This is a genomic window from Streptomyces sp. GbtcB7 (assembly GCF_019091445.1).
GTDB lineage: Bacteria > Actinomycetota > Actinomycetes > Streptomycetales > Streptomycetaceae > Streptomyces > Streptomyces mirabilis.
Genome location: NZ_JAGXJM010000001.1, coordinates 385,368 through 404,193, shown reverse-complemented (window position 1 = coordinate 404,193; position 18,826 = coordinate 385,368). Strand labels below are relative to the sequence as shown.

Below are 18,826 nucleotides of genomic sequence, written 5' to 3'. Positions count from 1 at the left end.
GGTCGCACAGATGAAAGTGAGACAGCAGCATGCACGTTCATTTTGAAGCAGTAGACCCAGAGAAAATGATCAGGTTCTGGGGCGGCATCCCGGGTTGGGGTGGGTACAGCGTCGGCGAAGCGGAATCTCCGGCTGTGCTACCGGTCGTCACCGTCCTTGTCGGAACGATCGCCGAACAGGTTCAGACGCTGATCGCCAAGGGTGCCTCTCTCGTGGAACCTCACGATTGTATGCACGCCCTGATGACGGATCCGGAAGGCAACAGGTTTATGGTGGTGCTCGACCCCGACCACGAAGCATGACGTTGTCCAGCGTGGATGCGGCCCGGCGTACGGCACTCGCCCTTCAAGGGCGCCGGGTGGACGATCCGGTGTGGGGCGCCTTCACCGTCGCTCCGACGTCGAGGCCGACGGAACCTACTGGCCAATCCAGGTCGCTTTCTCGGCGGCCGGATGGCGCTGGGAGACGGCCTGCACCGCCACGTGAATCAACGACGACGCGAGGGCGCCGACAGCCAGCGCGGGTGGAAGACGTGCGGGAGGCCGCCGAGGAGGAGCGGACAGCTCTGCGGTTCCCGCTCGCTGAGGCCGGGTGGCCTTCTACGACCCAGTGCATGGATCCCGAGCTGCTGGAACGGATCACCGCGCGGCGTGCGGAACTGGACGAACTCGAAGAACAGCTGGCCAAGCAGTTGGCAGAGGTGCGGGCCGAGCGGGACGAACTTGCCGTCGCCGAGCGGGTCCTGGAGCAGGTGAGCGAACAACTCGCCGACGAGCGCGCCTCAGCCGCGCCGATGCCCGGGCAGGTGGGTGGACGGTCGGTGATGCTGATTCCGCACCGCGAGCCGGACCTGGAGGAGACCATGCTCCCGCCGGACTACCAGCGCATCCTCGCCGCTGTGCGGCAGACTGCCGGACCCGTCATGGCCCGGCATGTCGGCGAGATGCTGGGAGTCGACGTCAGCGTGCGGGCCAAGCTGGAACCGCTGCGCGGGAGACTGGTCAGACTCGTTGATCGCGGCTGGCTGCGCAAACTGCCCGACGGCCGGTTCACCACCCGCCCGTGACCGGGGACGCTGTCGCCCGGAGCAGTCCGGCGCGAGCGTAACCGCGGTGCCCCCGGCGGCCGTTGGAATTGTGTGACGAAAACCAAAGGACGCGCCGGACGGCGCTCTCGGCAGCGTGCCGCGAGGAGCTGATCGCCAGGAACGTCGTCACCCTCGTCGACGCGCCTCGGGTCGAGTCCCGCAGCCTCGATCCCTGGAGTCTGGACGAGACGCTCGCTTTCCTCACCGCCGCCCGGACTGATCCGCTCTATCCGGCGTTCGTGCTCTCCATCGCGCTCGGTCTCCGTCGTGGTGAGGTCATCGGGCTCCGGTGGCAGGACGTCGACCTCGACAAGCGCGAGATCAGGATCCGCAAGCAGCGACAACGGGTCGGAGGGGAGGCATACGAGGACGATCCCAAGGGCCGACGTCGTAGGCAGGTGCTGCCACTGCCGGCCATCTGCGTGGCGCCTCTGAGGTACCAGCGCATGCGGCAAACCGCGATGCGTGAGCGTGCGGGTGATCGCTGGGAAGAGAGTGGTCACGTCTTCACCACGCGAACGGGGCGACCGATCGAGCCGCGCAACGTCTACCGCTCTTTCACCCGGGTCGCCAAGAACGCGGACCTGCGGGTGATCCGACTGCACGATGCTCGGCATGGCCGCGCGACCCTGCTCACCGCGGCTGGCATGGCGCCACGCGTCGTCATGGAGATCTTGGGGCACAGCCAGATCGCCGTCACGATGAACGTCTACGCCCACGTGGTCCAGGACACGCAGCGCGAGGCGGTCAGCCACATGGACCGGCTGCTCACGAGGCGCCTGCAGCGCGAGTAGTCCCGGCGCTGATGTCAGATCCGGATGTCAAAGACCCCCAGCCATGATCGGCTGGGGGTCTTTTGCCTGGTGGGCGCGGACGGTTTCGAACCGCCGACATCCGCCTTGTAAGGGCGGCGCTCTACCGCTGAGCTACGCGCCCAGGACGAGTCGACAGCCTACATTGCCCGGGGGGATGCCCCGCAAACCCGTATCCGGGGGTTAACCCCACCTCCGGTCCGGGAGCAGCCCGGATCCCCCGGCGGACCCCGGAACCGTACGGTCGAAAGGCGCGAAGGGCATCGGAGCGCGTCGGCGTTTCATTCCAGGGGGAGATCTTCATGGCTCGGACTCGGACACGGACAGCTGCGCGGACCGCGGCCGTCGCCGGTGCCGTCGGCGCTCTCGTCGCGACCGCCGCAGGCTGCGGGGCGAGTGCCGGGGACGACAGGCATCCGGAGCATCGGGCGTTCGCGCTGCACGGTCGTACGCTCACCGTGGACTCGGACGACTCCGCGCTGGAGCTCGTGGTCGCCGCGTCGGCCGGGGCGGACAAGGTCGAGGTCACCCGGTGGTTCCAGGGGCACATCGTCGTCGGTGGGGATCCGCGCGTGACCTGGGCGATGAAGGACGACCGGCTGACGCTGCGGATGAAGTGCTCCGGCGTGGTCGCCGACTGCAGCGCCAAGCACCGGATCGTCGTGCCGCGCGGTGTCGCGGTGAAGGTCGTGGACGGGGACGGGAGCGTACGGGCGGAGGGGTTCAAGGAGGCGCTCGGGATCCGTACGTCGGACGGGAGTGTCCGCGTGACGAACTCCTCCGGCGCGCTGGACCTGCGTACCGCCGACGGCTCGATCCACGCCCTCGGCATCGACTCGCGCCACGTGCGCGCCCAGACCTCGGACGGGTCCGTACAACTCGAACTCGGCGTCGTACCCGACCTGGTCGAGGCCCGCAGCCAGGACGGTTCGCTCACCATCGGGCTGCCCCACGACACGTACCGGGTGACGGCCGAGAGCGGGGACGGGTCCGTACGGGTGTCCGTGCCCCGGGACCCGGCCAGTTCGCACGTGGTGTCCGCCCACGCGAACGACGGAAGCATCACAGTACGAACCGCGAACTAACCGGCCCGTGTGTTCGTCCTTAACCGGTGGGAGAATGAACCGGGCAAGGCGGATGACAGCACGGGAGAGGGATGTGACGGCGACACCTTCAGAGCCGTACACGCCGTTTGCGCCACGCGCGCAGTCGGTACGCCGTCAGCCCCATCGACACCGGGACGTGCTGACCCTCGTCACCCTCCCGCTCCTCGCCGCCCTCGTCCTGCCCGCGGCCTTCGCCGGTGGCGGCACCCGGCGCTGGTTCGGCGGGCGCGCCGAGAGTCAGCGGGCCGAGGCGCAGGCCGCGAAGGACGCCGCCGCGGCGGCGTTCTACGAGCTGGACACCGCCCAGCGTGATCTGCGGATCTCGATCGAGACCATCATCGCCGTCGACGACTCCCCCGCGGCCCGCCGCGCCGTCTCCGACTTCGAGGCGCTGGGCCGGCGCATCGACGAGGCCAGTGGAAAGTACATCGAGGCCGTCGACGCCCACGACCTCGACCGGGACGAGCTGGAGGCGTCGGTCGCCACCCGCGCCCGCGCCGAACTCACCGCCGCCAAGGACCAGCTGGGGCGGGTCAAACAGGACCTGGACCGGTTCGGCCAGGGACTCGCGCCGCTGCTCGGGAAGGCCGAGACGCAGCTCGCCCGGCTCGCGCCCGCCGTCGAACGCGCCCGTCAGGCCCTGCTCGCCGCCTCGAACGCCCTTGATGACGTACGCAAGACAGGGCTCAGAGCCGATGATCTGGCCGGCCGGCTCGCCGCGCTCGGGCCCGAGCTGACCAAGCTCAACCAGGGGGCCGGACAGCACGGCGTACCGGAGACGCTGGAGCGCGCCGAGCGGGTCTCCCGGGAGGCCGGAGCGGTGCGCGCGGAGGCCGAGCGGCTGCCGGAGCGGGCCGCGGAGATCGACCACCGGCTGGTGTCGCTGCGCACCCGCGCCCAGGCGCTGACCACCCGCGCCGGGCAGGTGGAGCCGGTACTGAGCGAGCTGCGGCGCCGGTTCTCGGCCGCGTGCTGGCAGGACCTGCAGCACGTACCGGAGCAGGCCACCGAGAACGTACGGCAGGCCGAGCTGAAGCTGAAGGAGGCGCAGGCCGCGCGCGACGCGCAGCGCTGGCCGGACGCCACCTCGCTGCTGTCCACGGTGCGCGCGCTGCTGAACGGTACCGACGAGGCCGTGTCGGCGGCCGGCGACCGGCTGCGACGGCTGAACGCCGTGTCCAAGGACCCCCAGCAGGAGATCGACCGCACCCGCTTCGCCATCCGGGACGCTCAGCGCCTGGCCATGGCCGGCCGCAACACCCCGGATCCGCGGCACGCCCGCCCGCTCGACGACTCCGTCGCCCGGCTGGAGCGTGCCATCGCCGCGCTGGAGGGGCGCCACCCCGACTACTGGCACTTCCTGACCGAGACGGAGGCGGTACGGGCGACGGCCGCCCGGGTGGTCTCCCAGATCCGCGAGGAGCGCGGCGGCCCGGTCTGAGCTTCTCCGGTACCGGTCGTCCCTGCCTCCGGTACCGGTCGTCCCTGCCTCCGGTACCGGTCGTCCCTGCCTCCGGTACCGGCGGTCCCAGTCCCCGAGTACCGGCGATCCCGGTCCCCGGTGTTGGCGGTCCCCGGCCTCCGGGCGGATGCTGGGATGTACGTACGGCCTCCGCTAGCGGAAGAGGGAGGCGGACATGGCCACGCACGTAGTTCGTCCCGGAACCCGACGACGCATCGCCTTCGACGACCATCTGCCGGTCGATCACCGGCTGAACACGTTCTACCGGATCGGCGCGGGCCTGATGGGCCTCTTCCTGCTCGCCTTCGGCATCCTGGGCCTGACCAACAAGGTCGGCTTCTTCACCACCCACGGGGACACGGTCATAGGGCTGAACACCAACGGCTCGCTCAGCGTGCTGTCCATCTGCGTGGGGCTGTTGCTGTTCGTGGGCATGGTGATCGGCGGGAACTTCGCCTCGACGCTCAACATGGTCTTCGGCGTCCTGTTCATCCTCAACGGCTTCCTGAACCTGGCGCTGCTGGACGGCCGCTACAACTTCCTCGCCTTCCACATCCAGAACGTGCTGTTCAGCTTCGTGGTCGGCGTCCTGCTGATGTTCTTCGGGATGTACGGGAGGGTCGGCTCGGCCCTGCCGCACGACAACCCGTACTACAAAGCCCGCCACCCCGAGGAGGCCGAACGGGCGGAGCGGATCCGGGCGCTGCGGGAGTCGGCCTCGGCAACGGCCCTGCAGCAGTCGCACAGGACCGCGCCGACGCCCAAGGCCGTGGGCGGCACGGAGACCAAGGCAGCGGAAGCCACCGAGGCATCGGAAACCACCAAGACAGCGGAATCCAAGGCCCCGGAGACCAACGCATCGGAGACCAAGACCGCCGAGCCGCCCAGGACCACGGACCCCTAGGTCACCTCAGTGATCAGGTGATCAGGTGCGGTACGCGTAGTACGCCGAGGTCGGGTACGACGCGATGATGCTCGACAGCGACCGGCGGTAGGTGTCGGCGTCGTGGTACGTCAGGTACGGCATGCCGCTGGAGCTGCGGTAGGACGTGATCATGGTGTGGTCCTTGGCCCCGTCCCTGTCGAAGTCCATCTGCATGACGTCACCGACGTCCATCTGGTAAACGTTCGCCAGCGGCGTGGTGCGCTTGGCGGTCTGGGTGAACCAGGACCACTCGTTCACGCCCGCCCAGGAGTCGGACTGACCGTTGGCGACGTAGTACCAGGTGTCGTACTCCTCCGGGGTCACGGTGCTGATCGGCTGCCAGCCGCCCGCCAGCAGACTCTGGCTCACGAAGTTGGTGCAGTCGCCGCCGACCCCGTTGAACTTCCGGTAGGCCGCGTTGTAGTTCTTCCAGTACTTCTCGGCGTAGGTCGCCATCGCCGCGTAGTCGTACGCGCCTCCGGTGAGCTTCTTGGGGTTGGCGGGCGCGGGATACGTGGTCGCTGCCGGGGGGGCGTCGACAACGGCCATCGGGGTCCTGCGCGCGGGGGCGGCGGTGACGGGTTCGTTGACCTGGCGGGCGCCCTTGTCGGTCGTACGCAGGCCCGAGAGCTTCCAGGTGCCGTCCGGCTGGGCGGCGAAGGTCAGCACGTGGTGCGCGTTGAAGCCCGTGGTGTCGGGTTCGTCGCCGCGGATCTTCTTGTACGTGAGGACGGTGGTCTCGGTGACCCAGGCGGTGGCCACCTTGCCCCACCTGCGCGTCCTGTCGACGGTGACCTTGGTGTCGGCGGCGGTGTAGGCCTCACCCAGCGCCGCGAGGCGGGAGCGGGTGCCGCGCAGGGAGGTCACCGCGGTGTCCTCCGTCTTCGTCAGCGCGGCGGTCAGCTTGACGCCTCCCGTCGACTTCGACGCGAGGGCCGTGCGGGGTGCCGCCTGACTCTTGTCGAGGAGGGCCGCCGTGCGGTCGGTGAGCACGGCGTCCGCCATCCGGCCGAACGCGTCGGCCGTCGCCCGGTTCACGGTGCCGGAAGCGGTCGCCGCGTGGGCGGAGGAAAGGGGCAGCAGGACTGCGGAGACGGCGATCGCCGTCAGGGTCGAGCATCGGCTCAACATCTTCGATCTCACTGATGATCTCCTTACACCCGATCAGATGCCGGGGAGGGAATCTTTACACGTCCTCCTCAACTGTGGTGAACCCGGGGGGATTTCATGCACGCCCAGGTCAACTCCCTTGAGAAAAGGGTAAGTTGACGCACCGAAAGTCAGGGTGCCGTTCACGGCTACTTCACCACCGTCGACCAGTCCGGGGACTGCGCGGGATCCAGACTGCGCAGGCGCTCCAGGGTCTCGGGCTTCTGCACGTCGAGCCAGTCGGCCAGTTCACGGAAGGACACACAGCGAACGCCCTTCTTCGTGCACACGTTCTTGACGACCTGGTCGATGGACTTCATGTAGATGCCACCGTTCCAGTTCTCGAAGTGGTTGCCGATGAACAGCGGTGCGCGGCTGCCGTAGTACACGCGGTTGAAACCGTCCATGTACGACGCGACGGTCTCCTGCTCCCACTCGGGGTACTTGGCCGGGTCGCCCTCGGTCGAGTCGCCGGACTGGTTGGCGAGGAAGTTGAAGTCCATGGACAGACCTTGGAACTTGCCGCCCTCGTAGGGGAGCAGCTGCAGCGGGAAGTCCCAGACGCCCTCCTTCTTGTTGGGCCATATCTGGAGGTTGCCCGAGGAGCTCGCGTCGTAGCGCCAGTCGTAGTCCTTGGCGGTCGCCTTCATGGCCTTGAGCAGGTTCTTCTGACCCTCCAGGCAGGGCGCGCGCCCGCCGTTGACCTCCTTCGTGGGGTCGAACGGCAGGGCCGGCAGGTCGGTGTAGCCGGTGTTGGTCTTCCACTTCTCGACGAACGAGAAGAACTGGTTGATCTCGCTCTCCCACTCCTCCACGCTCCAGTCCCCGCCGCCCTTGTCCTCGCAGAAGTGACCGTTGAAGTGGGTGCCTATCTCGTTGCCCTCCTTGTACGCCTTGCCGAGTTCCTCCAGCGTGTCGCGGATGTGCTGGTCGGTGGCGTAGCTGATCGCCGCGGCGCCCGGCGCGTGCATCGGCGGTTTGTAGAGCGTCTTCTTGTCCTTGGGCAGCAGATAGATGCCGGTCAGGAAGAACGTCATGTGGGCGTTGTACTGCTTCGCCAACTCCTGGTAGTGCGTGAAGAGTTTGTCGTCGCCCTGGAGGGCGCCGTCCCAGGAGAAGACGACGAACTGGGGCGGCTTCTCACCCGGCTTGAGCGGGACGGGCTTCAACTGGCCCTTCTGCGGCCCGGTGTAGGACGTGGAGCCGTCCCCGAGCACCTTCGTCTTACCGTCCCACGGGGGTTCTTTGGTCGTCTTGGTGGCGCTGGCCCCGGAGCGGGGACCGCCGGCCGAGGCGGCCGGTGTGGTGTTGTCCGAGTGGTTCAGGGCCAGGTAGGTGGCGGTCGTCGACGTCACGACGAGGAAGGCCGCCATGGCCACGAAACCCTGGCGGGCGGAACCGGGAGCGGGCGCGGGTTCGCGGCGGCGGTGACCGCTGTGCTTCGAGTTCATACGGGGCACATTCTGCGAGGGGGGTGGAAGGAGCGGGCGGGGGCCTTTCGGCCATCGGGATGCGCGGTGGCCTCTCGGCCGTCGGGGTGGGCGGCCTCGTGGCCGTCGCGGTCAGCCGAGCGGACTCATGGCGCCGGCCCAGATGCCGTACGGGACGTCGTCGGCGGACGCGCCGGCGAGTCCCTTGAGCGGCAGTGGTTCGAGGCTCTTGGTCAGGTCGATGCGGTAGAGGACGATCGCGGTCGACACGGAACGGTTCGTTCCGACGTACCAGGCGGCGGTGTCGTCCGCCGTGGTACCGGCCTTCCCGGCCGTGTCCGGTGCGCTCTGGGCCGCGGTGGGGTGCGCTGTGCCGAAGGCGTCCGTGAGCCCCTCGGTGACCTCGCGAGCCACCTCGGGGCTCACCGCACGCTTGGGACGGGGGGTGTCCAGGGCGACCTGGGAGCCGTTGCGGGTGATGCGTCGCACGGAGTACGGCTCGGTGTGCGACCCGCCCGCGGCGAAGGTGGCGTAGGCGTTGGCCATCCGGATCGCGCTGGGCGTGGAGTTGCCCAGGGACAGCGCGGGCACCTGGGGACCCATGGTCGACGAGAGCAGCCCGGCCGCTTCGGCGGTCTGCCGCACCTTGTCCAGGCCCGTGTCCATGCCGAGCTGCATGAACGGCACGTTCACGGACTCGGCCAGCGCCTTGCGCAGGCTGATCTGCCCCCAGGACTTGTTGCCGTCGTTGTGGGCGGCGACCTTCTTGTTGGCGCGGTCCCAGTAAGGCCCTTCGGGGGTGGTGACAGGGATGTTGTCGTCACCGTTGTAGAGCGTCTCCGGCGTGACCGGTGTCGCCGTACTGTCGCGGGTCTTGTGGACGCCGTGTTCCAGCCCGGCCGCGTAGACGAACGGCAGGAACGCCGAACCGGCCGGGACGGTGGTCGCGTTGGACTCGTTGTAGCCCTGCGTACGGTGGTCGGGGCCGCCGTAGACGGCGAGGATCTTGCCGTCGGCGGCCACCGAGGAGGCCCCGTAGTGGGCGGTCTTCGCCGTCTTGGGGTCGTCCTTCAGGGCCTTTTTGCGGGCCTTGGCCACGGCGTCGGCGAGCGCCGTCTCCCGCTTCCGGTCGAAGGTCGTGTAGATCTGGTAGCCGCCCAGGTCGAACTGCTGGTCCGAGATGTGCGCGGCCTTCTTGGCGTACTGGGTCGCGAGCTCCACCAGGTAGTCGCTCTGCTTGCCGGTGTCGAAGGTCTGGGACTGCGTGGTCGGCTCGGGGAACTTCGTGTACTTGGCCCGCTCGGCCGGCGACAGCTTCCCGATCTTGACCATGCGGTCGAGGATCCAGGACCAGCGCTCCACGGCGCGCTTGTGGTTCGCCTGGCTCAGGGTGGGGTCGTACAGGCCCGCGCCCTTCAGCAGGGACGCGAGCATCGCGGCCTCGCTGGCGTTGAGTTCGCCGACGTCCTTGCCGTAGTACGCCTGGGCGGCGCGCTGGATGCCGTACGTGCCGCGGCCGAACCAGCTGGTGTTGAGGTAGCCCTCGAGGATCTTGTCCTTGCTCATCTTCTGGTCGAGCTTGAGGGAGATCATCGCCTCGGTGAACTTGCGGCTCACCGAGCGGTTCTGGTTCAGGTAGACGTTCTTGACGTACTGCTGGGTGATCGTCGAGCCGCCCTCGGTGTTGCCCTCGCCGATCGTGCGCACCAGGGCGCGGGTGATGCCCTTGAAGGAGATGCCCGGGTCGGAGTAGAAGCTCTGGTTCTCCGCGGCCAGCACCGCCCAGCGCACGTCCTGGGGTATGTCCTTCAGCGGCATCGCCTGCCGCCGCACCCATCCGGTACGGGCCATGGGCGTCCCGTCGGACCAGAAGTAGACGTTGTCCTGCTGGGTGGCGTACGTGTTGAGGTTCTGGGGTATGTCTGTCGCGGCGTAGGCGATCACCAGAAACGTTCCGCTCAGCCCGATGGCCAGGCCCCAGGCTCCCAGCCACTGGCGCCAGGAGGGCATCCAGCGTCGCCAGCCGGTGCGGCCGGGGCGCGGGTACGCCGGTTTCACACGGCGGGCGATGCGCGCCCAGCGTCCGGCGAGCGCGGAGGGCATGGCCGGTTTACGACGGGTGCCGCGATGGCCGGAAGCCGTCCCTCGATCGGCGCGTCGTGCGGGGTCCTCCGCGCCTGAGCGCGCCTCGATCTCGGCAGGAGTCGGTACGCGAAGCTGAGTGGTCTTCTCGGCGGGACGTTCGGCGCCGGGCGGGAGGCGAAGCTGAGTGGTCTCCTCGGCGCGGGGCGGGAGGCGGAGCTGAGTGGTCTCCTCGATGCCGGGCGGGAGGCGGAGCTGAGTGGTTCGCTCGGCGGGAGTCTCGTTCTCCGTGTCTTCCGCACGACGGCTCGCGGAGTCTTCCCCACGACGGCTCGCAGGGTCTTCCGTGCGACGGCTCGCGGGCCGTTGCGGACCGAGCCCGCGCCGATTCCGGCGGTCGTCGCCCTCCCCGCTAGCCACGGCGGGCTCCGGCGCGTGGACGGCCCAGGGGATGCGGGGCATCTGTTCGATGCCATGCCTCGGTCACGACTGCGTCTCCCTCCGCACTTCGGAATTGCGCGCGCGGGTAGATGCAGCTGCCGCACATGCGGCTGCGAGCCCCCCTCCCCGACCTTGCGGCTCGTCGCGGCCCCCTTAAATTATCAGCGACTAATACGATCTCCTCGCCCAGGAACCAGACAGAAATGTTCAGCAGGTCAAGTCGGCCCTCTGAAGGCACCGGGCGGGAATCGGGGAGGAATCGAGGAGGTCCGGGTTCCGGATCACGGCGCGACCCGGTGCGCGACCGGGCCGCGGAAGGCTTCGATCGTCGGCTCCCGGCCGCTAACCTGTGCGTATGCCTCGCTACGAGTACCGCTGCCGGACCTGCGGCGACACCTTCGAACTGAGCCGCCCGATGGCGGAATCCGCCGCTCCGGCGGACTGTCCCGCCGGGCACGACGACACGGTGAAACTCCTGTCGACCGTCGCGGTCGCCACCGGCGGGTCGGCGTCCGCGCCCGCCCCGGGCCCGTCCGCAGGGGGCGGAGGCGGGTGCTGCGGCGGCGGGTGCTGCGGCTGATCGACCAGGATTTTTCAGGAAGTCTTCAGCTTTTCTTCGCCCGAATCCTCCGTGCGGCCCGGGCGTGTCGCGCTCTCAGGCCGTACGTGGCCCCCGCACAGGCCGGGCACGGCTCCCGCTGAGACCGCGCCCGGCTCGCCCTCAGACCGCGCCCGGTCGGCAGGCGTGCGTGAACTCCCGCAGGATCCGCTCCCCCGCCGCGACCCCTCGCTCCGGGAGGGCGGTGATCGCCGGCGCCGTCCAGTCGGCCTCGGCCAGTTCCCCGTGGCCGGGCCGCCAGCCGCGGTCGGCGGCGAGCAGCAGGTCGGCGTCGAGAAGGGAGTCACCGGCGGCGAGCGTGAGGAGGGCGCCGGTGCGGCGGGCGACCTCGCGCACCGCCGCGCTCTTGGTGAGCGGCTTCGGCACGGCGTAGATCTTGCGGCCCTGCAGCGACACCGTCCAGCCGCGGCTCTCCGCCCAGACGGCGAGCTCCTTCACCCACTCCTCGGGCAGCAGCTCGCGCTCCACCACCAGATAGGCGAACAGGTCCTCGGCGACCCGGTGCTTGCGGACCCAGACCGGATCGGCGGTGGTCGCGAGGTGGTCCCGCACCTCGGCCAGCGGCGCGCACTCGTCGGCGAGCCGCGCGGTCACGGCCGCGTGCCAGTCGGGGTCGGAGACACCGTCGACGAGCAGATGCCCGCCGTTGGCACAGATCGCGTACTCGGGGGCGGGCCCCGGCAGGTTGATGCGCTGGTACTGCTTGCGGGTGCGGGTCGTGGTGGGCACGAAGTGGGCCGTGTCGCCGAGCTCGGTGAGCAGCGCGGCGGCCGTCTCGGTCATGTACGACAGCGGCCTGGCCTCGTGCACCTCGACGCAGAGCAGCCGGGGCGCCCGCGCGTCGGGCATGGTCAGCGCGAGGGCGGCGGAGGAGTAGATCAGCGTACGGTCGAGATCGCTGGCGACGAGCACCTTGGGCGCGGACATCAGACCGTCACCGCCTTGCCGTCGGCGCCGGTCGCGCCGCGCGTGTACTTCGGGTGGATCAACCCCACGCAGGTGTAAGGGAGTTCGTCGACCTCCTCGACGGGCACCCCGCGCTGCTGGGCGAGCAGGCGTACGTGGTCGAGGTCGGTGCCTGCTCCGGCGCGCGCCAGGATCTTCCAGGGGACGCGGCGCAGCAGCACGCGGGTGGTCTCGCCGACGCCCGGCTTGACGAGGTTCACGTCGTGGATCTCGTACTCCTCGCTGATCCGCTCGACGGCCGCCCAGCCCTCCCAGGTGGGGGTGCGGTCGGTGGCGAGGAGCTCCTTGGCCTGGGCGCAGGCCTCGTCGGCGACGTCGGGGAAGTGGGCGGCGACGGCGTCCAGGAAGTCGACGGAGACGTCGGAGCCGGCGAGCTCGCGGTAGAACTTCGCGCCGTGGAAGTCGTACTCGCCGACCAGGTCCGAGCGCAGGACCGTGCGCGAAATCAGCCCTGAGACCGTCGAGTTGAGGCAGGCGGAGGGGATGAGGAAGTCCTCGCGGGTGCCGTACGTCCGTACGCACGAGCCCGGGTCGGCGAGGACCGCGATCTCCGGGTCGAAGCCGGTGATGCCCTCGGCGGACTCGAACTCCCTGATGGCTTCGGTGAGTTCGCGGGTGATGGCGCCCTTGCCGGTCCAGCCGTCGACGAACACGACGTCGGCCGGGTCGTGGTGGGCGGCCAGCCAGCGCAGCGCGTTGGCGTCGATGCCGCGGCCACGGACGATGGAGACGGCGTAGTGCGGCAGGTCGAGGCCGTGCCGGTGCTGGGCCCAGCGGCGCATCAGGACGCCGACGGGGGTGCCCGCGCGGGCCAGCGAGACGAGTACGGGGTGCGGAGAGCGTTCGGCGAGCACCAGCTCGGTGACGGCGCCGACGGCCTGGGCGATCCGGGCGGCCGAGGTGCCGAGGGCCGCCTGGAACAGCTCCTGGTACTGGGGGCTCGGCTGGTACTCGACCGGCAGCGACTCCGCGTAGTGGGCGCCGCCGCTCTGGATCGCCTCCTCGCGCTCCTCGGTCGGCGCCTCCAGCGTCACGTCCGAGAGGTCCTGCAGCAGCCAGCCGACCTCGTCGGGCGCGTACGAGGAGAAGGCGGGGCCGCGGAGGGGCTCGGGGAGCATGGAGGGCCTTTCGGTGGACGGCCGTGCGGGGACGTACGACGGAACGACGGCGAGCAGAACGCTCGGGGTGTGCTCCGCGAGCTGGGCCAGCAGGCCGTCGGGGGCGTGCAGGGCGGGTGTGTCGGCGGCGGAGTCGACCACGGCCACGACCGCGTCGAAACCGGCACCCGCGACGTTGTAGGCGTACCGCTCACCCGGTCCGTCGTCCGGGTCGTCGTGGGCCGGGAAGACGAGGCGCGTCCGTATGGCGTAACCGGGGTCGTCGAGGGCGAGCACCGGGGAGCGGGTGGTCGTGGAGTACCGCACCTCGGCGGACACCACCTGCTCCAGCTCCCTGGCCAGCCTGAGCGGCGCGTACATCAGCTCCTCGAAGCCGAGCACGAGGACGCGCCGCGCCCCCTCCGGCAGCGCTACGGCGATCCGCGCGGCCATCGCGGGCAGCGCCGCGTCCAGCCGTATTCGTTGCCCGGGCGTGAAGCCGTGCCGCCCCCCGTCGGGCAGACCCCGGGGCCAGCCGAGCTCGACCCGGGCGGCACCGGCGTACCCGCGACGGCTGTCGGCGGCCTCGGCGCGCTCGGTGGTCTTGGTGATCTCGGTGGCATCGGTGGTCTCGTGTTCCGCCACCAGTGCCTGGCCCTTCTCCAGGACACCCTCCGGGAGGTTCACGCTGCCCCTCGCCGCGGCGACCAGGTCCACCCGTGCGCCGATCTCCGTCGCGAACTCCGCCAGACGGCCCAGGTCCGCGGCCGAGCGCATGTCGACGAGGGCCACGACCACATAGCGGTCGCGCGGATAGCGGGCGTGGAGGTCGCGGATGGTGTTGAGGACCGTGTTGCCGGTGGAGAACTCGTCGTCGACGAGGACCAGGGGGCCCGCCCCCGCCAGCAGAGCGGGGTTCTCCGGCAGCAGGAGGTGGGAGGTGGCGTGGGAGTGGGACTCCTCGAAGCCGCCCGCCGTGTCGACGCCGGGGACGGGGCGGCGGGTCGAGTGGAGGTAGGGCGCGAGGCCCACGCCGTCGGCGACGCAGTGGCCGAGGCCGGTGGCCGTCTCCGCGTACCCGAGGACGACGGCCGCGCGGGCGCCCTCGGCGCCGAGCAGCTCCCGCACCCGCCGGCCGAGCGCGAACCCGTGTCCGTACACCACGGACGGCGACTGCGGGACGTGCTTGCCGAGCACGTTCGACACGAGCAGATGCGCCCGGCGGGGGTTGCGCCGCAGCGCGAGCCCCAGCAGGTCGCTCAGCTTCTCGTCACCGACGAGTTCGACACCCAGTCGCTCGGCGACCCAGGTCCCCGTCCACACCACGTTCTTCATCGATTCCTTGTTGGTCGGTCGGTCGGGCCGGCGCGGTTCACGCAGGCAGGGCGGCCGCGAGCAGTTCCACGAAGCCGATGTCCTCGTTCGCCACACCGAACACCTCGGCGCGCTGGAGGGTGCGCTCGGCCCAGGCGCGGTGCGGCTTCACTTCATTCATTTTGTTCGTATACGCCGACCTCAGCACGCCCCCGCCGCCCCGCTCGGGCCTGAGGATGTCCTGCGCGTCGCTGTACTCCTCGTGGCTGACCACGGACAGCGCGTGCACCGCCGGGACGTGCGAGGGGTGGATGCAGGTCTTGCCGAGCAGGCCGTTGGCCCGGTCTAGGGCTATTTCGCGCAGCAGCCCGTCCAGGTCGTGCTCGATCAGCGCCTGGCGCAGCTCCTCGACCTCACCCTCCTGGAAGGGGCTGCGGCGCAGCTGCGGCTTGAACATGCGCTCCTGGACCCGGAAGTACTCCCACACGGGCCCGGTGACCGTGAACCCGGTGCCGTCCGAGCGCCCCAGCATGTTCACCACGTCCGCGATCACGGAGGCGACGATCTGGACGTCGTAGGCGGTCATGTCGGGCGCCCTGCGCAGCCCGTACGCCGAGCAGAAGTCGGTGACGCCCAGGCGCAGCGCGAGGACGCGGTCGCGGTACTTGTCGACGACCCGGGAGATGCCCTCCAGGGTCTCCCGGCGGCTCTCCAGGTACAGCAGCCCGGGCGATTCCAGGACAGGCATCGCGAACAGCCGCCGGCCGCTCGCGGACTCGGCCGCGGCGAGCGCCTCCATGAACGGGACGCCCCGCTCCTCGGTGAACTTCGGCAGGACGAACCCGGACAGCAGCCGTACGGACGCGCCGAGCCGCCGGACGAGGTCCGGGATCTGCCCGGGCTCACGGACCCGTACGAACAGCAGCGGGAGCCCGTCGGTCTCCGGCCGTCCGGCGAGGTCGGCGAACTGGCGGACCAGGTTCTCCTCGGCGCCCACGACCTCGGCGTCGTCGATCGAGTCCTCCAGGCACAGGACCATGGAGACCACGCCGCGTCCGGCCTGCTTGACGACGTCGTCGGCGAGGTGGGGTCTGGTCGCGGGGCTGTACAGGGTGGCGCCGAGGGCCGCCGCGAGCACGCGGGCGGGCGAGTCGGCGGTGAAGACGCACGGCTCCCGGTAGAAGAGACGCTGCCGCTCTTCAGGGGCGATATGCCCGAAATGACGCATGAAACTCCCCCGTTGCGGCTAGGCGGACCTACGTGATGTGGCCGGTAATAGTACGTACAAATCCATGTCAGTCGTTCCCACCAGGCGTGAAGTTCAGGTAACTCGGCCATGTCGGTTGCCCGCACATCCCGAGGGGGAATCCTTACCCCCGCGTTGTCGTGACCAGGACCGAGAGGGCAGGATGACCGCATGACGCACGCGATGCTGAAGGGGTCTAACGTCCCGCTGGACGCCACAGCGGTACGTGCCGTGCTGCGCTGGACGCCCGGGCAGGGTGTCCCCGATGTCGATGTCTCGGCGCTGCTCCTCGGTCCCGACGGTCGTGTGCGATCCGACGAGGACTTCGTCTTCTACAACCAGCCACGCCATCCCTCGGGCAAGGTGTGGCGACTTGGCAAGAAACGCGTCGCCGAGGGCCTCACCGACACCATCCAGACGGATCTGGCGGGTGTCGAGTCCAGTGTCGGACAGATTCTGCTGGTCGCATCGGCGGACGGCGTCACCTTCGACCAGGTACGCGCCCTACGCATTCTGCTGTACGACGCGTCCGCCACGACCGGCACGACGGGGTCCGACGGTGAGCCGCTGGCCTACTTCGACATCAAACCGGAGACCGGCACGGAGACCGCGCTGATCTGCGGCGAACTGTACCGGCGCGGTCAGGGCTGGAAGTTCCGGGCGCTCGGCGAGGGCTATCCGAACGGCCTGGAGGGGCTCGCCTCCGACTTCGGGATCACGGTGGACGAATCCGAGCCCGAGGCCGTCGCGCCCGTACCCGACGCCACCGCCTGGGCGGACCCCGCGGCCTCCCCGGAGACCTCGGTGCCACTCCCGCCCGAGCAGGCCGCCCCGGTGCCCCAGCAGCCCGCGTACGGCTATCCGGGGCCCGCGCAGACGGCCCCCGCCCAGCCCGCGTACGGCTACCCCCAGCCGACCAGCCAGCCCGCCTACGGCTACCCGCAGCCCCAGACGGCCCCGGCCGTCCAGCCGGCCTACGGCTTCCCGCAGGCGGTCGGCTCCCTCCCCGACCCGGACTTCAGGCTGCCGCCACAGGGGCCACAGTTCGTCGGACGCTAGGAAAGCGAACCGTCAACGGTCGGCCTTGGACTTGTACCCCCGCCCCCACTGCAACCCCCACCCGTACAACCGGTCCAGCTCCGCCTGGAACCCGTACACGAACTTCACCTCACGCCGCACGGTGATCTCGCCCTTGTTGTTCTCGATCATCACCACCGCGCAGGAGCGGGCCTGCGGATGCCGCTCGTCGAGGCCGATCTCGATCCGGGGCCCGTTGCTCGGGTAGAGCGTGATGATGGCGTGCGTACGGTCGAAGGCGGGCGTCTGGTCGTAGATGTACACGAAGACCAGGAGCCGTTTGATGTCGTCGCGGTGGTCGAGGTTGACGTAGGCCGTCTCGCCGGACGCGGAACCGAACCGGTCGTCACCGCTGAGCTTCACGTACGGCGGGTCGTTGATGTCGCCGAGGAAGTTGCCCAGGGGCTGCACCACGCCCTTGGAGCCGTCCGCGAGCTCGTACATGACGCCCAGGTCGAGGTCGACGTTCACCATGCTCTGGGTGTGCGCCTGGACCACGTCCGGCTTGAAGGTCTTGAAGGGGTGCCGCAGCAGGCTGCCCCGCTGCTGGCCGCCGCCGATGTCCGACGTGCGCATGCGCCATGACAGGTTGATGCGCAGGTTGCCGGTGGCCGCGCCCTGTTTGGTGAGCGAGACCGTGTGGTTCCGCTTGGTCAGTTCTATGGAATTGGTGGCGGCACTGCCGGAGTCGAAGTCCGTCGAGCGTCCGCGCCACAGGTCGTCCCAGAAGCCCATTGCCTTGTCCCGCCCCCACGTTGCCTGGATATGCGACGGGGCGGCCACGAGGACTCGTCCTCGACGGCCGCCCCGCTCAGAGCGTTCCCGGAATCACGCTCCCGGACTCACACCCCGGACGAGACCTCAGTCTTGTCGTCCGAGGCCGTCGCTTTTCCCTCGGCCGCCGCGAGCGCCCTGTTGCGACGCACCGAGGACCAGAAGGACCAGCCGATCAGGACGACACCGACGAGACCGGTGATGACCTCGTGGATCTGGTACTGGATGGTGACCAGGAGGATCACGGCGAGGGCGCCGATGGCGTAGTGCGCGCCGTGCTCCAGGTAGACGTAGTCGTCGAGGGTGCCCTGGCGGACCAGGTAGACCGTGAGCGAGCGGACGTACATGGCGCCGATGCCGAGGCCGAGCGCCATCAGCACGATGTCGTTGGTGATGGCGAAGGCGCCGATGACACCGTCGAAGGAGAAGGACGCGTCCAGGACCTCGAGGTAGAGGAACATGAAGAACGCGGCCTGACCTGCGAGGACGACGGCCGGCTTCTTCTTGCCGGTCCGCGCGGCCTCCTCCTCTTCCTCGTGCTCCCGCTCCTCCTCTTCCTCGAGCTTGTCCTCGAAGTAGCCGGAGAGTCCGCCGACGACCATGTACGTGATCAGGCCCGCGATGCCGGCGATCAGCACCGTCTGCGCCTTGTCGATGTGCGCGCCGCCGTGCTGGTGGGCGTGGACCGCGAAGGTCATGGAGGAGACCAGCAGCACGACCAGGGCGATGCAGACCGACAGCATGTCGACCTTGCCGAGCTTGGCGAGCGGGCGCTCGATCCAGCGCAGCCACTGGATGTCCCGGTCCTCGAAGATGAAGTCGAGGAAGATCATCAGAAGGAACATGCCACCGAAGGCGGCGATCGCCGGGTGGGCGTCCGTGACCAGCTGCTGGTACTGGTCCTTGTCGGTCAGCGCGAGGTTGACCGCCTCGATCGGGCCCTTCTTGGCCGTGACCGCCACGATCACGACGGGGAAGACCAGTCGCATGCCGAAGACGGCGATCAGCACACCCACCGTGAGGAAGATCTTCTGCCAGAAGGCATTCATCTTCTTCAGGATCCCGGCGTTGACCACCGCGTTGTCGAAGGACAGCGAGATCTCCAGGATGGCCAGGATCGCCACGATGCCAAAGGCGGTCCACCCCCCGTAGATCACCGCTGCGACCAAGCCGAGCGCGGTGACCGCAAACGACCAGCCGAAGGTTTTCAGAAGCACTGGCTACCCAATCATCGTGTAT

At 69.4% G+C, this 18,826-nt stretch carries 15 protein-coding genes, 1 tRNA gene and 1 pseudogene; 8 read left to right on the top strand and 9 right to left on the bottom strand.

Features of this window, described 5'->3' with window-relative positions:
• Positions 1-29 precede the first annotated feature (29 nt).
• The 3 genes and pseudogenes from KVT44_RS01800 to KVT44_RS01790 form a co-directional block, all read left to right on the top strand.
• Positions 30-302 carry a VOC family protein gene (locus KVT44_RS01800; RefSeq protein WP_143138195.1) on the top strand — a complete coding sequence of 91 codons (273 nt, stop codon included), beginning with the start codon at positions 30-32 and terminating at the stop codon, positions 300-302.
• Between the two features lie 311 nt (positions 303-613).
• On the top strand, positions 614-1,066 hold the full coding sequence (locus tag KVT44_RS01795) for a hypothetical protein (protein WP_254648802.1): 453 nt from the start codon (positions 614-616) through the stop codon (positions 1,064-1,066).
• A 77-nt stretch (positions 1,067-1,143) separates the two neighbouring features.
• Positions 1,144-1,881 (top strand): annotated as a pseudogene (locus KVT44_RS01790) (tyrosine-type recombinase/integrase); the annotation flags it as partial.
• A gap of 67 nt (positions 1,882-1,948) precedes the next feature.
• Here KVT44_RS01790 and KVT44_RS01785 read toward each other — a convergent pair.
• Positions 1,949-2,023: transfer RNA gene (locus KVT44_RS01785), tRNA-Val, on the bottom strand.
• A 178-nt stretch (positions 2,024-2,201) separates the two neighbouring features.
• Between KVT44_RS01785 and KVT44_RS01780 the strand changes: the two genes are divergently transcribed.
• From KVT44_RS01780 to KVT44_RS01770, 3 genes are all read left to right on the top strand, one after another.
• The gene (locus tag KVT44_RS01780) at positions 2,202-2,984 is read left to right on the top strand and encodes a DUF4097 family beta strand repeat-containing protein (RefSeq protein ID WP_217565805.1); all 783 of its coding nucleotides are present in this window, start codon (positions 2,202-2,204) and stop codon (positions 2,982-2,984) included.
• 73 nt (positions 2,985-3,057) lie between these two features.
• Entirely contained in the window at positions 3,058-4,446 is a 1,389-nt protein-coding gene (locus KVT44_RS01775; protein ID WP_190168671.1) for a hypothetical protein, read from the top strand.
• A 196-nt stretch (positions 4,447-4,642) separates the two neighbouring features.
• A complete protein-coding gene (locus KVT44_RS01770) occupies positions 4,643-5,371 on the top strand; it encodes a DUF4383 domain-containing protein (RefSeq protein ID WP_217565804.1) in 729 nt (242 codons plus the stop codon).
• A gap of 21 nt (positions 5,372-5,392) precedes the next feature.
• On the opposite strand, the gene KVT44_RS01765 is transcribed toward KVT44_RS01770, so the two are convergent.
• The 3 genes from KVT44_RS01765 to KVT44_RS01755 all read right to left on the bottom strand — a co-directional run bounded on the left by KVT44_RS01765 (position 5,393) and on the right by KVT44_RS01755 (position 10,074).
• Positions 5,393-6,523: an amidase domain-containing protein gene (locus KVT44_RS01765; RefSeq protein ID WP_217565954.1), complete on the bottom strand. Its 1,131-nt coding sequence runs from the start codon at positions 6,521-6,523 to the stop codon at positions 5,393-5,395.
• A 167-nt stretch (positions 6,524-6,690) separates the two neighbouring features.
• On the bottom strand, positions 6,691-7,992 hold the full coding sequence (locus KVT44_RS01760) for a hypothetical protein (RefSeq protein ID WP_099922884.1): 1,302 nt from the start codon (positions 7,990-7,992) through the stop codon (positions 6,691-6,693).
• A 111-nt stretch (positions 7,993-8,103) separates the two neighbouring features.
• Positions 8,104-10,074, bottom strand: coding sequence for a transglycosylase domain-containing protein (locus tag KVT44_RS01755; protein WP_254648800.1), 1,971 nt, complete (start codon positions 10,072-10,074; stop codon positions 8,104-8,106).
• Between the two features lie 775 nt (positions 10,075-10,849).
• Here KVT44_RS01755 and KVT44_RS01750 point away from each other — a divergent pair.
• A complete protein-coding gene (locus KVT44_RS01750) occupies positions 10,850-11,074 on the top strand; it encodes a zinc ribbon domain-containing protein (RefSeq protein ID WP_099922882.1) in 225 nt (74 codons plus the stop codon).
• Between the two features lie 141 nt (positions 11,075-11,215).
• On the opposite strand, the gene KVT44_RS01745 is transcribed toward KVT44_RS01750, so the two are convergent.
• The 3 genes from KVT44_RS01745 to KVT44_RS01735 are packed head-to-tail and all read right to left on the bottom strand — an operon-like array spanning position 11,216 to position 15,718.
• Positions 11,216-12,040 carry an HAD family hydrolase gene (locus KVT44_RS01745; protein WP_217565802.1) on the bottom strand — a complete coding sequence of 275 codons (825 nt, stop codon included), beginning with the start codon at positions 12,038-12,040 and terminating at the stop codon, positions 11,216-11,218.
• Positions 12,040-14,511 (bottom strand): phosphoribosyltransferase, encoded by a 2,472-nt coding sequence (locus tag KVT44_RS01740; RefSeq protein ID WP_217565801.1) that lies wholly within the window; start codon positions 14,509-14,511, stop codon positions 12,040-12,042. Before KVT44_RS01740 ends, KVT44_RS01745 begins: the two co-directional genes overlap by 1 nt.
• A gap of 37 nt (positions 14,512-14,548) precedes the next feature.
• Complete coding sequence (locus KVT44_RS01735) at positions 14,549-15,718, bottom strand: HpcH/HpaI aldolase/citrate lyase family protein (RefSeq protein WP_217565800.1); 1,170 nt, start codon at positions 15,716-15,718, stop codon at positions 14,549-14,551.
• Between the two features lie 189 nt (positions 15,719-15,907).
• Here KVT44_RS01735 and KVT44_RS01730 point away from each other — a divergent pair, with 189 nt between their 5' ends.
• Positions 15,908-16,795 (top strand): TerD family protein, encoded by an 888-nt coding sequence (locus KVT44_RS01730; RefSeq protein WP_217565799.1) that lies wholly within the window; start codon positions 15,908-15,910, stop codon positions 16,793-16,795.
• Positions 16,796-16,807: 12 nt separating this feature from the next.
• On the opposite strand, the gene KVT44_RS01725 is transcribed toward KVT44_RS01730, so the two are convergent.
• Positions 16,808-17,548: a Tellurium resistance gene (locus tag KVT44_RS01725; RefSeq protein ID WP_060896039.1), complete on the bottom strand. Its 741-nt coding sequence runs from the start codon at positions 17,546-17,548 to the stop codon at positions 16,808-16,810.
• A 107-nt stretch (positions 17,549-17,655) separates the two neighbouring features.
• The gene (locus tag KVT44_RS01720) at positions 17,656-18,804 is read right to left on the bottom strand and encodes a DUF475 domain-containing protein (protein ID WP_099922877.1); all 1,149 of its coding nucleotides are present in this window, start codon (positions 18,802-18,804) and stop codon (positions 17,656-17,658) included.
• Positions 18,805-18,826 lie beyond the last annotated feature (22 nt).